This window comes from Aquimarina algiphila (genome assembly GCF_947494415.1).
Taxonomy (GTDB): Bacteria; Bacteroidota; Bacteroidia; order Flavobacteriales; family Flavobacteriaceae; genus Aquimarina; species Aquimarina algiphila.
The window spans coordinates 264815-280111 of sequence record NZ_CANLVC010000010.1; the positions used below are offsets into that span (position 1 = coordinate 264815).

12 protein-coding genes are annotated in these 15297 nt (G+C 33.3%); 11 read left to right on the forward strand and 1 reads right to left on the reverse strand.

Annotated elements, in window-relative coordinates; genetic code table 11:
- Nucleotides 1-84: 84 nt before the first annotated feature.
- The 6 genes from PQF96_RS24720 to PQF96_RS24745 all read left to right on the forward strand — a co-directional run bounded on the left by PQF96_RS24720 (nucleotide 85) and on the right by PQF96_RS24745 (nucleotide 9636).
- Nucleotides 85-2457, forward strand: a complete 2373-nt coding sequence (locus tag PQF96_RS24720) for a TonB-dependent receptor (protein WP_271769319.1) — start codon at nucleotides 85-87, stop codon at nucleotides 2455-2457.
- Between the two features lie 197 nt (nucleotides 2458-2654).
- On the forward strand, nucleotides 2655-3545 hold the full coding sequence (locus tag PQF96_RS24725; RefSeq protein ID WP_271769321.1) for a DUF4625 domain-containing protein: 891 nt from the start codon (nucleotides 2655-2657) through the stop codon (nucleotides 3543-3545).
- Nucleotides 3546-3555: 10 nt separating this feature from the next.
- Nucleotides 3556-4863 (forward strand): hypothetical protein, encoded by a 1308-nt coding sequence (locus PQF96_RS24730; protein ID WP_271769323.1) that lies wholly within the window; start codon nucleotides 3556-3558, stop codon nucleotides 4861-4863.
- Nucleotides 4864-4984: 121 nt separating this feature from the next.
- Nucleotides 4985-5944, forward strand: a complete 960-nt coding sequence (locus tag PQF96_RS24735) for an alpha/beta hydrolase family protein (protein WP_271769325.1) — start codon at nucleotides 4985-4987, stop codon at nucleotides 5942-5944.
- A gap of 465 nt (nucleotides 5945-6409) precedes the next feature.
- Nucleotides 6410-7411 (forward strand): sugar phosphate isomerase/epimerase family protein, encoded by a 1002-nt coding sequence (locus tag PQF96_RS24740; protein ID WP_271769327.1) that lies wholly within the window; start codon nucleotides 6410-6412, stop codon nucleotides 7409-7411.
- Nucleotides 7412-7413: 2 nt separating this feature from the next.
- Nucleotides 7414-9636, forward strand: a complete 2223-nt coding sequence (locus tag PQF96_RS24745) for a heparinase II/III family protein (RefSeq protein ID WP_271769328.1) — start codon at nucleotides 7414-7416, stop codon at nucleotides 9634-9636.
- 420 nt (nucleotides 9637-10056) lie between these two features.
- Here the strand turns inward: PQF96_RS24745 and PQF96_RS24750 are convergent, their stop codons facing one another.
- On the reverse strand, nucleotides 10057-10809 hold the full coding sequence (locus PQF96_RS24750; RefSeq protein ID WP_109434090.1) for an SDR family oxidoreductase: 753 nt from the start codon (nucleotides 10807-10809) through the stop codon (nucleotides 10057-10059).
- 389 nt (nucleotides 10810-11198) lie between these two features.
- Between PQF96_RS24750 and PQF96_RS24755 the strand changes: the two genes are divergently transcribed.
- From PQF96_RS24755 to PQF96_RS24775, 5 genes are all read left to right on the forward strand, one after another.
- The gene (locus PQF96_RS24755) at nucleotides 11199-11603 is read left to right on the forward strand and encodes a nuclear transport factor 2 family protein (RefSeq protein WP_271769330.1); all 405 of its coding nucleotides are present in this window, start codon (nucleotides 11199-11201) and stop codon (nucleotides 11601-11603) included.
- Nucleotides 11604-11839: 236 nt separating this feature from the next.
- Nucleotides 11840-12394 carry a peroxiredoxin family protein gene (locus PQF96_RS24760; protein WP_109434088.1) on the forward strand — a complete coding sequence of 185 codons (555 nt, stop codon included), beginning with the start codon at nucleotides 11840-11842 and terminating at the stop codon, nucleotides 12392-12394.
- A gap of 112 nt (nucleotides 12395-12506) precedes the next feature.
- Complete coding sequence (locus PQF96_RS24765; RefSeq protein ID WP_271769333.1) at nucleotides 12507-13538, forward strand: NADH:flavin oxidoreductase; 1032 nt, start codon at nucleotides 12507-12509, stop codon at nucleotides 13536-13538.
- A gap of 54 nt (nucleotides 13539-13592) precedes the next feature.
- Nucleotides 13593-13994 carry a nuclear transport factor 2 family protein gene (locus PQF96_RS24770; protein WP_271769335.1) on the forward strand — a complete coding sequence of 134 codons (402 nt, stop codon included), beginning with the start codon at nucleotides 13593-13595 and terminating at the stop codon, nucleotides 13992-13994.
- 365 nt (nucleotides 13995-14359) lie between these two features.
- Nucleotides 14360-15202 carry a helix-turn-helix domain-containing protein gene (locus PQF96_RS24775; protein WP_109434085.1) on the forward strand — a complete coding sequence of 281 codons (843 nt, stop codon included), beginning with the start codon at nucleotides 14360-14362 and terminating at the stop codon, nucleotides 15200-15202.
- The last annotated feature ends 95 nt before the right edge of the window (nucleotides 15203-15297 follow it).

Consider the following 15297-nt stretch of genomic DNA (forward strand, 5'->3'; position numbering starts at 1 on the left):
AAAATTTCAACAAGCTTCTGTATCGCAGTTGTTCTAAAAACGATCCCTACATAAAAGATTTTAATTCCTTATTAACTAAACAGAATGTCGATCACCCTATCACGCAAATTACTTTGTCCTTTAATCATTTTGATAAGCTATATAATGGAAGCTCAGCAAATATCTGGAGTAATCCTTAGTGAGACAGGGCATCCTATAGAAACTGCTACAATTCAGGTTTTTCCTTCAGGAAATGCAACAATTAGTAATAAACAAGGAAGATTTAATATTCCTATAGCTGAAAAAGACAGTATTTCATTTCTGGAAGTAAACCATTTGGCCTATCTCAAAAAACAAATTCCCTTATCGATTCAACAAAATTTAGACTCCATTGAAATTAGAATGAAGGCTATAGTTACAGATCTGGCAGAAGTTACTTTAGTACAAAAAAGCATATTGCAAGAAGTGATTAACAACTCTCAGTCTGTAGTGATATTAGATAAAGATTTTATCTCAAGTAATAATACAGGCACTTTTTCTGGAGCATTAGCGGCATTACCTGGTCTTAATACTATGAATGTAGGTGTGGGAATAGCCAAACCTATGATCAGAGGTATGGGTTTTAATAGAGTATTAGTCAATAATCGAGGAATAAAACAAGAAGGTCAACAGTGGGGTGCAGATCACGGTCTTGAAGTAGATCCTTTTGACGTGGACAATGTAGAGATTATTAAAGGTCCTGCTTCTTTACTTTTTGGTTCCGATGGTTTGGGAGGCGTTATCAATATAAAAGATGATCGTGTTCCAGAAAAGGATGGGCATTTTTTAGAATATCTAGGAATGTATCAGTCTAATAATGGAGCCATATCAAATACTATTGACTGGGAAGGAAAAAAAGGGAACTGGAGCTATGGAAACAGAATTACTCATCAGGATTATGGAGACTATACCGTTCCTGCAGATGATTTTTCTTATGCAGGTTTTGATTTACCCATCTTTGAGAATAGGTTGAAAAATACAGCAGGTAATGAGTTTCATTTCAGTGGTAACTTAAACTATCAATCAAAAACATTTTCTTCAACGCTTAGGATCTCAAGCTTTAACCAAAAAGCTGGAATTTTTACCGGTGCTATAGGTCTACCTAGAGCTTACAATCTCAGGCACAATGGTGATTTTAGAAATATTGATGTGCCCAGACAAGAGAATCAGCATCATATGATTACTAATAACACCACAATTGCAATAGGTTCTGATCAACTGGAGATAGATTTAGGTTACCAGCGTAATATACGGGAGGAGCTATCCTTTCCTGGAGCACACGGTATTTCACCTGAATTGGTTGGATCTAATCTAGCCTTAGGTCTTTATTTAGATACATACACCGCTAATCTGCGCTATGAAATAAATGCAAATGATGATCGTCAAATTTTATTTGGTAGTCAATTGCAGTATATGAATAATCAAAAAGATGGTTTTGAATTTTTATTACCTGTATTTAACAGTTTTCAAGTTGGTTTCTTTCATTATCAATTATGGGAATTGAAAACAAAGTGGAAGATCAATGCAGGTTTACGATATGATATAGGTTTACATCATATTGATCAGCATTTGCAACCCATATATGATCGAGGCACATTAATGCCTACCGGGGAATTTGAAGAACGTACTCCAGACTTTAATAGAGAGTTTCATAATATCAGCGGAGCATTTGGAGCAACTTTTAAGCGGAATAGAAAAAATATCTTTAAGCTGCATTTAGGCAATAGCTTTAGATTTCCTACAGCAATTGAATTATCCAGTAACGGAGTACATCACGGAAATTTCAGGCACGAACGTGGAGATTCGAATCTAGGTATCGAAAGAGGGTATCAAGGAGATTTGACTTACTTGTTTCAATCTTCAGACTTATTTCTCGAGGCATCTGCTTTTTATGGCTACTTTACCGATTATATTTATCTAGCGCCTACAGGAAATTTCTCACCGCTAGCTTCAGGAGGTACACTTTGGCAATATCGTCAAGATGATGCGGTTTTTAACGGCTTTGAGTTTTCTGCACAGTACAATATAGCGATGGGACTTCAGGTTGATATGGCTGCTGATTTTGTACAAAATTTAAATCTTAACAGTCGTTTACCGCTGCCTTTAACTCCATCATCTTCAATCACCTTAGGCTTAGATTATTCTTTTTTGCAAAACCAGGAAAAGCTAAAAAATGGACAGGTATTTATATCAGGTAGATATAACTTTTCTCAAAACCGTACAGATCGCAATGAAAGATCTACTCCAGACAGTTTTATACTGAACGCGGGCATTACTATGGATTTTAAATTTTTAGGACAAAAGCTAACATCAAGATTAAGTGTAAACAATATATTGAATGCTAGGTATTTAAATCATATAAGCCGATACCGATTGCTCAATTTGCCCGAGCAGGGTCGTAATATCATATTCTCCTTAAAAGTACCAATAACTATATAAACCATTAAAAATGATGCCTATGAAATAAAATTAAAATAAACGTCAAACGAATAGAACAGAAACAAAAAAGTAACACCTTAAAGTTTTACAAGAGCGCAATTTTCAACTTCTAGCTCTAAATATCGATTTGAAGTAATTCGCTTTAAAACTGTTACTTGAATATATCAATTATTGATTTTAATACTAAAAAAAATAAAATGAAAAAACACACTTGGATACCTTTATGTTGTTTGAGCATCTTTATTTCTTGCTTAAACGAAGATTCAGATGACAATGTCGATTTAGGGGCTCCTAGCATTAAAGCTATGGAAGGCACGAGTGGAATCCAACCTTCTTATTTTTTCACTACGAGTCCAGAAAATCCAAATATACCTATTGCTTTCAGTATAGAAGACCCTTCTGGAATTAAGGAGATAAAAATTGAATCACATAGTGGATTCGATGGCCATACTCACGGAAAATCAGTACAAAATGATGGTCAAAAATTTAAATTGTTTAGTCTCAATGAGGTTATGGATGCTGAAACATTTGAAGATCAAACGCGGATCACTTACAGTTCTGAAGTATTTGCAGATCATCGAAATCCTGAAATAGCAGACGATGAACTTATAATTGCGGGACCTTACCATTTTTCGATTCAAGCAACTGATGTTGAAGGTAATCAGACAACGTATGCAGATAATACCACATATCATACCACAGTTTATATCCATAGACCTTACGCACCACAGGTAGAGCTTTCAGAAATTCGAACATCTGGCGGTTCGATTTCTGGACGTATTTATAGAAATAATGAACACCCGGCAAATTCTAACCTTTCTTTTCTTTGGATATATATAGAAGATCCTGATGAGAATAATCCTGATCAAGAAGGAATTGTTTTAAAGGAAAAAATCTTTGGAAAATCCAATTGGCCTCACCAATTCCGTCCTAATTCTGGAGAAGACCTTCCAAATGTAGATGAAATTCAACTAGAGACTCTTTTTGAAGATGATCCTGACTTTTTTAACAATCTAACTGGAAATCGCTTAGTCATTTGGGCTGAAGATACAAATGGAAATATATCAGTACATCAATTTAATAACTAAAATATAAATCATGAAAAAACTTTTTTTAAACTTCTTAACTATTTTATCAGGTATCATTTTTCTTATAGGATGTAGTAATGATGATGATTCTGGAACAGTAGAAGAACCAATTACTTTTGCAGATATGGAAAGTGACTGGGTTCGCCTGACTTTGATGAGTGAAGGCAAACTAGAGGTCATGCAAGCAGATTCTGGAGAAATGAAATATAACTTAGACACTCCGCTTACAGAGGATGCTCGTTATTACACCAGTAACTCTGGGCGTTATCTTACTGTCATAGATAGAGCTGGAGGCATTGTGCGATTTTTTGATTCTGGAATAGTGAACCATGAAGATCACGGTCACGAATATCAAGCCAAATGGGCAAATGCAGAACTCAATACAGTGCTTCCTACACATTATGCAGGATCTAAAGGACATATAGTTATATTTAATGATGGAGACGGTTCTATTTCTTACATCAATGAAGCACAATTAGAAATTCCATCCTATCAACCTGAAACTTTCACTTTTACGAATACCGTTGCGCATCACGGAGCAGGTTTTCGATTAACTAATGGGATGTTTGCTGTAACATTCCAAAGCGAAACTCCTCCTGAAGGGTATGAATGGGGTCCGCAGATGGTTAAGTATATATCTAGCGAAGGTGAAGTAATTGACGATAATGGTGGCGTTGAGGTTAGCGGTATTCACGGGGATGCTGTAAATGGCGATTACGGAGTATTTGGTTCTACTGACGGAATAATACTTGTTGATACAGATAATAATATCAATTTAATTGCAAACGCTGAGGGTTTAAATGCTGAATCAGGAAATTGGTTAGGTACTGTGAAAGGACATGATAACTCAAATTTATTCTTTGGTAGATCTAGAAATCTTGGTGTTTTTAAGATTGACCCTATGGCAAAAAGTCTTGAAAGCATTTATCTAGGAGAAGATGTAGCAAATGCTATGTTTAGTTTTGATGGTGCTTATTTTTTAGTACATACAAATGAGAATAAAATTATAGTATTTGATGCGCAAAACGGAAATGAGATTACGCAGCGTAATATAGAGATAGCAAATATTCCAGAATTATCTTCAAAAAGAGAAAATTCTGAAATTCAGATTTTACAAAAAATGGAAGAACCTAGCCCTGTGCTAGTATGTTCTAACAAATTTCTATACGTTTTAGCACCTAACCGTACACAGATTAAAGTTCTTAAAATAGAGAATCTTTCTCACGTGCATACCATCGAATTGAATTCGCCAGTTCTCAGTATGATGAAAAATGGTTTTTCACTAGAAGGTGATCAGAACCCTGATTACGAACACTAAACATCTTAATGACTGACCCTTATTCTAGTACATTTTCGAATAAGGGTTAGTCTTAATTCAAGGTTTATGTAAGTTTTTATGCAATATTTTAAACTTAGATGATTAAAATTAATATAGATATATGAAAAAAAATCAATTTTTAATATTTCTAATGATATTATCTCTTCAGGTGTTTTCTCAAACTGAAATATATAATAAAATAGAAATTGAATTAAAACAGCCTTATGAGGAGATCAGTTCATTAGGAAAATATAGATATGACAGCTTATCTTATCAGGAGGCTCAAAGTCAAAAACAGTTTATCTACGAAAAATTTAGCTATAAGAGTGATGGTCTGGAGATTGAAGGTTTATCTTGTATTCCAAAAAATAGAAAAGGCAAAAAAATACCGGTGATCATTTATAATAGAGGCGGAACTGGAAATTATGGGAGATTGTCTGCAGAAGATTTACCAGATTTTTATTGGTTAGCTAAAAATGGTTTTGCAGTATTTGCATCAAACTATCGTTTTGTGGACGAATTAGGTCGTGTAGATCAAGTGGGAGGTGATGATGTTAATGATGTCCTAAATCTTATCAAATTGGTGAAAGAAATTGAATTTGTAGACACTAGTAATATTTTTATGATGGGAATTTCCAGAGGCGGTCAAATGACCTATCAAAGTCTTAAAGAAATCAAATTAAATGCCGCCGCCGTATTGGGTGGTGTGGCAGATCTCGAATTACAGGCAAAAAATAGACCTATTTTTATAGACGGTTGGTCTGATCTGGAAGAAGAATACAATTATAAAGGGTTACAGAATATTTTACCTGATTTTGAAAACAACAAAGAACATTATTTAAATATGCGTTCTGCTGTAAAATGGGCTGATCAAATTAACACCCCGGTATACATTTTACACTCTCGTCAAGATGGAAGAGTTTCTGTTATGGGAGCGATTGAAATGGCAAGGCAACTGCAGCTTCACAAAAAAGAATTTAAGTTAAAAATCTATGACAAAAAAAGCCACTCTTTACCGTATTCAAAATTTGATTCCTTTCAAGAAATAGTCAATTGGTTTAAAAGTCATTTGAAATTTTAATTGAGTATCAGGATCTACTGAAGAGAATTGAACCTGAGTTTCAAAAAATAGGAGAGAATATTAAAGTGAAAATGAAATCATAAAAAGTTCAATAAAACGATTAGTTTAGTTTTTAATAAAATAACATTTCGAGAACTGAATTTAATTTTTTTGAAAATGAGTTTATTATTGGTTTTTAAATTTTTGATGGAGTATTATAGCATTTGTGACCATTAGATAGTTTGCACGATGGTATAAGTATTCCTGAAGCCTACTACAGTTACAATAAGGATAATAACTGTAAATTTAGAATATGAAAAAAAGTAGATTCAGCTAAGTACAAATCGTCAAAGTTTTAAAACAACACGAATCAGAAGTTTCATTGAAAGTGTAAGCGCTCCTAAATTGGGCAATAGCTGGTTTAGGGATACAGGAATTTATTTCTGGAAATCAAAATGATAATTTTAAGCCAAAAAAAAGGGTAAGATGATACATTTTCTTAAATTGGTTAACCAATTTAAGAAAATAATGATGGATAGAAATAATCATTGTAGAAGAGATTTTATAAAAAAAGGTTCATTGGCAACCATCGGAGGTCTTTCTTTTACAAGTGTAATGGGACAAAAACTGGTTAATTTTGAACCAGAGTCGCATACGCCTGAATTATATATTTTTTCTAAAGCCCTACAATTTTTAGACTACAAAGAAATGAGTGTGGCGGCAAAAGAGATTGGAGCAGATGGCTTAGATCTTACAGTAAGACCCAAAGGGCATGTTCTACCAGAAAATGTAGCGAGAGAGTTACCAAAGGCTACAGAAATTATGCAATCGTATGGTTTAAAAACCAAATTGATTTCCTCTAGTGTAAAAAACACAGAGGACCCTGTAAATATTCAACTTTTAAAAGTAGCAGCAAAGCTTGGTTATTCACATTATCGAACCGGATGGTTCAAATATCCCAAAGATATTGCGATAGAGAGGGATATAGAAGCTTATGCAATTCAGCTACAAAGGTTAGCTCAATTAAACCAAGATATTGGGATCACCGGTGCGTATCAAAATCATTCTGGTTTATATTTTGGGGCTCCTATTTGGGATTTAAAAACTGCTTTAAAAGATATGAATCCTAAATTTTTAGGATGTCAATACGATATTATGCATGCCAGTTTAGAAGGTGCTAAAAGTTGGGAGTTAGATTTTCAACTCATTCAACCACATATTAACTCTTTGGTGATTAAAGATTTTAAATGGGTAGAAAATAATGGAATCTGGAAAAAACAATATACGCCACTTGGAGAAGGGATGGTAGATTTTGATACCTATTTTGAAGTATTGAAAAAATATAAAATCAACGTACCCATTTCAGTTCATTATGAATATGATTTGGGAGGAGCAGAGCTCGGAAAAGTACCTACGATACCGAAAGAAAAAATTCTTAAGCAAATGAAAAAAGATATAGAATTCATTAAAAAGGGACTAAGCAAATAATTATGACACCATTATATAAGACCGTAGTGTGTTTTTTATTACTCCTTATAGTAGGGATGATAGGTCAAGCACAAATACCAACCGATAGAGTACTTTTGAATACAGAATTGAAAAACTATTTGCAAGAAGATCTCAAAACAAAACTGGATTCAGAAAGTGATTTAGCTCACTATTTTCGTTTGAAGTTTTCAGAACGCTTTTTTTCAGATTGGAATAATTTTTCAGCGCGTTTAGAAGATTATAATGCTATGTATGCACCTCTAGAACAACATAGGAGTAGAGCAGAAGATCATATGGGGAAGTTTTCGGCAACAACCAAATGGCAGTTGCCTTTTACTTATAGTAATGAAAAAGAAGTAAATGCTTATGCACTTAGGCATTTGGCCAGGCAACATAAAATGGTTGATATTGCTTTTCATTATTTTAATTCAAACAAAGATCCTAAATATTTGAATTATTTTTTAGAGCAACGAAATTCCTTAAATGAAGCACTTGCTAATAAAAAAGTAGAAACCTTGGACTCAGGCAATGGAATATATGAGGTATTTAGATCGGGCTATCGAATTTTAAACTGGCTTCAAATTCACAATATGTTTATTGGTGAAGAGAGCTATGATGATAAAGAGCAATTGATCACCATAGCTACTTTACTACAACATGCGGCAGATTTATACCAAAATAATTCAAAATTTAGAGCAGGGAATCATCAAACCAGAGGGATGTCAGCACTGACAATGCTTTCTATTTTATTTAGGGATTTTAAAGATGCTGATCTTTGGCGTGAAAGATCAATGAAACGATTAAAAGAACATTTGGACAAAGAAATTAATCCCGATGGATTTCAATTTGAACGATCCGTACACTATCATATAAGCGACATTGAAAATTATTTTTACGTGTATCAGTTATTAAAAATTAGTGATTTAAAAATAGATACACTGTGGGAGGAAAAGTTAAAGTCACTTTTTATAAGCTTAATAAAAATTGCGTATCCTGATAAAACAGCCCCTGTTTTGCAGGATGACACCAATATTCCTTGGGCAGAAAAAAATGATATTTCAGGTGCAATGACTTTAGGGTATTTATTATTTGATGATCCAGTGATGGGGTATTTTTCTAAAGATAAAGTAGCTTCTAAAATTTATTGGTTTTTAAGAAAGAACCAGCTGGAATCCTTAAAGGATATAGCTGCTCAAAAGCCCAAATTTAAATCATTAACATTGCCCGAAACCCAATACTATGTGATGCGAAAAGGGTGGAATACCAAAGATCAAATGATGATTATTAGTGCTGGTGTGGATACCGAAAAACCAGATCATCAACACGGGGATGTTTTGGGAGTACAAGCTATTGCCAATACCCAAGTTATTTTACCAAATTACCAAGTACGTTATCCGTTGAAAGATTTAGAGATATTTAAAAATTCAATGACTAAAAATGTAGCTTTGGTAGATGATGAGTTGCAAGGAAAAAAATGGACTTCAAACAAAGGAGGAAGTGGTTTTGGGAAATTCAAGTCATTACCCACTCCAAAAGTGATCGGTTGGGAGACAAATTCTGATTTCGACTTTTTTACGGGAAGTCATGATGGTTTTTCTGACTTGGGAGTTAATTATAGCAGGCAAGTAATCTATGTAAAAGGAGATTTTTGGATTGTAAAAGATAATTTTAAAGCCAATGAAGAGCATAGCTATAAGCAAGTATGGCAAGGTCACTATACTCAAGAAAAAAGCCCAAATTTATTACGCGCCATTTACGATTATGCTTCAGGTTGTGATATTTATCAAATCAATACAATAGATAGTGTAGAGCAAGGAGGTACTAGAGGAAAAAATTGGAATATCGCTAAGGCAGCGCCATCTAAAAATTTTGAATTTATCACCCTAATTTATCCGTACAAAGGATACAATAATCGAATTGATGAAGAAGAAGCAGTTCCAAAAATTAAAAAATGGAGTTTACATCAAACGTATTATGAAGTTAAAGGAAATAAGGTGACATCAATTTCAAAAGGTAATGAATGGTATTTTTTTAACTTAAAATCTTTAAAAAGGAAAGATCTGGAGATTACATTAGATGCTGAAAGTGATATTTTTATTAAAGAAAATGATCGAGAGACTACGTTTTACAATTTGAGTGATAAAGAAATTAAAGGAAAAATTTCGGGAAAATCAATTCAGGACTTTGTTTTAAAACCAGGAGCGTTTTTGAGTTTACCTAAATAATGTATGTTTGATATAAGCAATAAAAGCTTTTAGAGTTGTAATTAATTGGTATAGAGTTGCTTATTAATTTGTTAAGATGTTTTCTCTAAATTCTTTTTACACAGCATTATTGGAGACGGCCAAGAGAAAATTCATATTTACAGAAGCTTGATTTTTTTTAATTGAAACATAATCAAAATATACAGGGATTTTGTGTATCCAAATACTATGAAATGTTATCAAATACAGTTGTTTAAAGATTAAAAATAGAGTTAGAAGACAAATCGAAGTATTAACTTTGGCAATAATCGATATAAATGAAACCATGCTCCGTTTTGGAGCATGGTTTTTTTATACCCGAAAACCTGATGAATCTCGTCATTGGTTTTCTGTGTGTAAGCTATTTTTTAAGATCCACTGATTGTGAAAATACTGAACGGATTAAAAATCCTGAACTGTCGGACGAATAACGATTTCATTGACGTCTACATCGGCGGGTTGCTCTATCGCAAAAGCAATGGTTCTCGCAATAGAATCTGATGGAATAGCGATTTGATAAAACTCTTTTACAAAATCAGAACTCTCTGTGTGTGAGCTACCATGTTTTAATTCAGAATCTACAAGTCCTGGCTCGATAGAGGTTGTTCTAATATTTCCACCAACTTCATGACGTAAACCTTCAGAAATTGCTCGAACAGCAAATTTTGTCCCACTGTAAACAGTTCCTCCTGGACTAAATACTTTTACTCCAGCGACAGAAGATAAATTAATAAAGTGTCCAGATTCTTGCTTTTGGAAAATTGGTAAAGCAGATGCGATCCCATATAAAACACCTTTTATATTAATGTCAATCATACGATCCCATTCATCGATTTTAACTTCGCTCATAGGAGCAATAGACATTAATCCTGCGTTATTGATCATCACATCTAACTTACTAAATTCACTTACCGCTGCTTCAACCAAAGTTTGTACATCTTCTTTTTTAGTTACATCGGTTTTAACATAAATTGCTTTGCCATTTCCTTGAGCATTGATTTCTTTTGTGATCGTTTGTAGACGTTCTTCTCGTCGGGCACCTAAAACTACGTTTGCGCCTTTTGATGCCAAATAACGAGCTGTGGTTTCTCCTAATCCGCTACTTGCTCCTGTAATTACTACTACTTTTCCTGTAATGTTGTCTGTTAAATTCATATCGTTTTTTTTATAAAGTTTAATGTTTTAGCATTTCAATGTATGCCGCAATAATTTGTTATTATCAGGGGCAAAAGTAGATGCAGTATTTAGAATTGAACAGGAGAAATAGTCCTTATGTATGGATATTTGGGTCAAATTTGATCGCTTTCTCAAAAATGATGAGGTAAGTTCCTATTTCCTTTTAGATATTGTTTTAATAAATGGTATAAGATATCTTTTTAATAATGTGTCTGAGACAATATATTATCTGAACGTATTGTCCATATCAAAGAACTTTTTCTCCATTTCTTGTTTGCATAACGACGATATCTTTGTTGTCGTAATCAGGTTCTAAGAATATCTGATAGAATCAAATAGTTTATTTAATAAAAAAATCTAAAATAAAAATGGAAACAATAACAAAAGAGACAGCACAAGACGAGATTCAAAATTTTAATGAATATCAAGAAGTAGTAAAAGCGCTTCAACCTTATATCGAAAGTGCAAAGACAGGAGACGGGAAAGTGATTCGTACAGCATTTTATGATCATGCACATATTGTAGGATCTATGAATGGGGATCATTTAAATCATACCGCCGATCAGTTTGCCGAAGCGGTAGGTTCTCTAGGAGCGTCAGAAAATGTAAAACATCATATTGCCTGGATTGATATTTCAGGTCCTGCAGCAGCAGCAAAGGTAGAATTCATTGATTGGCTTGGTTTTCGTTTTACCGATTTCTTTGTTTTATACAAGAAAGACGGACAATGGAAAATAAGTGGGAAGGTATATGACTCACACGCAAAAAATTAATTTAACGTAGTGTAAAACTATACACGAGGGCTGGTTATATTATGATGGATTGATATGAATGGTGTACTTAATGATATCCAGCCTTTGTTGATTAATAAAGAAAATGACTAATCACGTGTAAGAAAGAAGCTCTGATAAAAGAATGAATTACAGGTTTAATAGAAACGGGAGCATATGAGGTAGTCATTAATAAAACAGATATGCCTTTTTTACTAAGAAACTAATTTTTAAAAACAATGGAAAAGATAGTAGAGAATGACCTTTTAATACCTTTTAAGGCAGAAGATATCAATGGAGAGACGATAAATCTAATTGATTACATGGGGCAAAAATTATATCTGGTTTTTTTTAGGAAAGCTGCTTGTCCCTTTTGTAATATGGGAGTTAGAGAATTGATAAAAAAACATGATGAATTTATAAAAAAAGGGATAAAGGTGGTTGCTCTTTTTGCTTCATCAAAAGCTGAGATTCTAAAGTACGCTGGAGAACAAAAGGCACCATTCCCGATCATTCCTGATGAGAAATACAATATTTATAAAAAATATGGGATCGATATTTCTTACAAGGGCATGTTAAAAACCATGTTTAATCCGGGTAAAGTATCCAAAGCTATAACCGGAGGTTTTTTTAGTTTGAAAACGACATTTCAAGACCCTGTTTTACCTGCAGACTTTTTGATTGATGAAGAACAAAACGTGGTAAAAGCACACTATGGAAATACATATGATGACCATTTACCAGTGTCCAAGATTTTAGAATGGGATATTGTCTCTACTTTAGAAATGAATTAAAAGATAACTCTCCAGATTTAGATATTTAAAAGAATTAGTCATCAAAATGAGCGTAGTTAATTACAAAGCGAATAAAGCTAATGAAACTTTAAAGTTTACTAGCAAAAAAGTCATGAAGAATAGGTTTATGTTGGCTCCTTTGACCAATAAACAAAGTCATGACGATGGGAGATTATCAGATCTAGAACTACATTGGTTAACAATGAGGGCCAAAGGACAATTTGGCTTGGTGATGACATGTGCCTCAAATGTAATGGCCAATGGAAAAGTATGGGAAGGAGAGTTAGGTATTTATTCTGATGATCAGATACCTGGACATCAAAAACTAACAAAGAGTATTAAAGCTCATGGTAGTCTTGCGGTTATACAAATCTTTCATGGAGGTATGCGTTCTCCTAAAGATTTAATAGATGGGCAACCAGTAGGTCCTTCAATCAACAAAGAATTTGATGCAAGGGAGTTATCTTTAAGAGAAGTACATGAGGTAAGAAATAATTTCATATTAGCTGCAGTCAGAGCAAAAGAAGCAGGCTACGATGGAGTAGAAATTCATAGTGCACATGGATACTTGATCGCGCAATTTTTGAGTAGTGAGATTAACCATCGTACCGATGAATACGGCGGTAGTCTTGAAAACAGGTCCAGGTTATTACTCGAAATTGTAGATGGTATACGACTTGCTTGTGGAAACGATTTTGTTATCGGTGTTCGTTTATCACCAGAACGTTACGGAATGATTTTAGAAGAAGTAAAATTGATAGCTAAACGATTGATTAATACTGATAAAATTGACTTTATAGATCTTTCGCTATGGGATGTTTTTAAAGTTCCTGAAGGGCAAACAGAAGCTAATAAATCATTGTTGGATCATTTTTTAGAATTAGACTATAAAAGTGTTAAGCTTACTGTGGCTGGTAAAATAACTGGTGGTGCAGAAGTACATAAGGTTCTTAATTCTGGAGTAGACTTTGTAACCATAGGAAAGTCTGGCATTGTACATCACGATTTTCCTAAACAAGTATTAAATAATAAAGATTTTATCCCTTTAAATCTTCCTGTGTCGGCAGAACATCTTAAAAAAGAAGGCCTTGGTCCGAAATTTATTGCATTAATGAAAACATGGCCCGATTTTGTTGAAAATTAAATGATTATATAAAACAGAAAAACATAAAAAAATATGAAAAAACTTTTATCAATATTGGTTATAGTAACAACTATAACAACAGAACTTCAAGCACAACAAACAGATTTACAACTTGTTGAAAAAACAGTGAATTATTATCTAACAGGACTTGTGAATAACGACGCTAAAACACTTAAAAAGGCATATCATCCAACGGCGACTATGAAATGGATTGGCGATGACTATAAAGAAGTTAATGCTATCAAAGGCTTAACAGAAGGTATGGATGGAACTCCGCACAAGGAAAAGATAAATACTCGTGTTGTTTCAGTAAACATTGCTGGTGACGCTGCGAGTGCACAATTGGAAATTCAGTTCCCAACCTTTACATACATAGATTTTATGCATCTGTTAAAAGTTGATGGAGAGTGGAAAATAGTAAGTAAAATATATTATACTAGACAAGAGTCAAAATAGCACATACATAAAAATAAGGTGTAACCTATAACCCGCCAGATAGGCGGGTTATGCTGTACAATATATCACATGAAATTAATCATGATGATTTGCAAAAATCAATCCATCGATCAGCTTCTTCTTATGGATTATTGCTATTTAAAGTTTTTGTCATTGAAGATGAATCCATAAGAAAAAAGTTATAGCGAGTACCTTGGTGGTAACCTTAAATAACAGGCATCTTTCTTTTGCAGTGTGTAGTAGTACCCAACAATCCATCATAAATGTTTTGTTGAAAGAAGAACAGAAATAGTATATTTATATTGAATACTATTTCTGGTTAATTAATATAATTAAATATAAATAGACTCATAAAAAATAACTAAATGATTCTTGAGCGACTTACATTTGAATATGACAATAAAATCCTTATCGAAAAGGTGAAAATTGGTACTCCTTTTAGATATGAGGCTATTTTTGAAAACAGTGGTTGTTTTATATATTTTAAAGATAGAGCACCTAAATTATTATCTGCAGAACAGAATGTTCAGGTAAATAGTCAAGAAGCAGTTTTGTTAAAGTGCGGAAATCATTTTTTGGATATGTTGAAGAAAACCGATGATGAACAAGTTGAAGTTATGGTCGTGCATTTATATCCGGAAGTACTAAAGAAAATATATGCAAACGAGTTACCTAAAATAATAGAGCAAGGAGACTGTAATATACAAAGTAAAGTAGTAGTGTCAAGAGAGGTTATTTCGAGATTTATAGAATCTCTAGAGTTCTATTTTCAGAATCCAATTTTGATAAATAACGATCTACTTGAGTTAAAAATAAAAGAACTGGTGTTATTGCTTATACAATCCGAAAATGTTTGTTCTATACAAGAATTAATCTCTGATCTATATTCAACTAGGAGCGTTCATGTAAAAAATGTAATCGAGTTGCACCGTTATTCGAATTTAGGATTAGATGAATTGGCTAAGTTATGTAATCTGAGCCTGTCTTCTTTTAAACGAGAGTTCAAAAAAGTGTTTAATGACACTCCTAATAATTACATAACTGACCAAAAATTAAAAAGAGCCAAAGAACTTCTTCGTATTACAGAAATGCCTGTCAGTGAAATCGCCTACGGAGTAGGGTTTAATGATCCTTTATATTTCACACGAATTTTTAAAAAGAAAATTGGCGGTTCTCCAACAGAGTATCGTCAAAAAAATATAGCTTGAACCTATAATCCATATCTGCGGACTTTTCCTCCATTTGTTGCCCATTTGATCTCAATACCTTTGTTTTAGAAACATTTTATAAAACAAATAACACA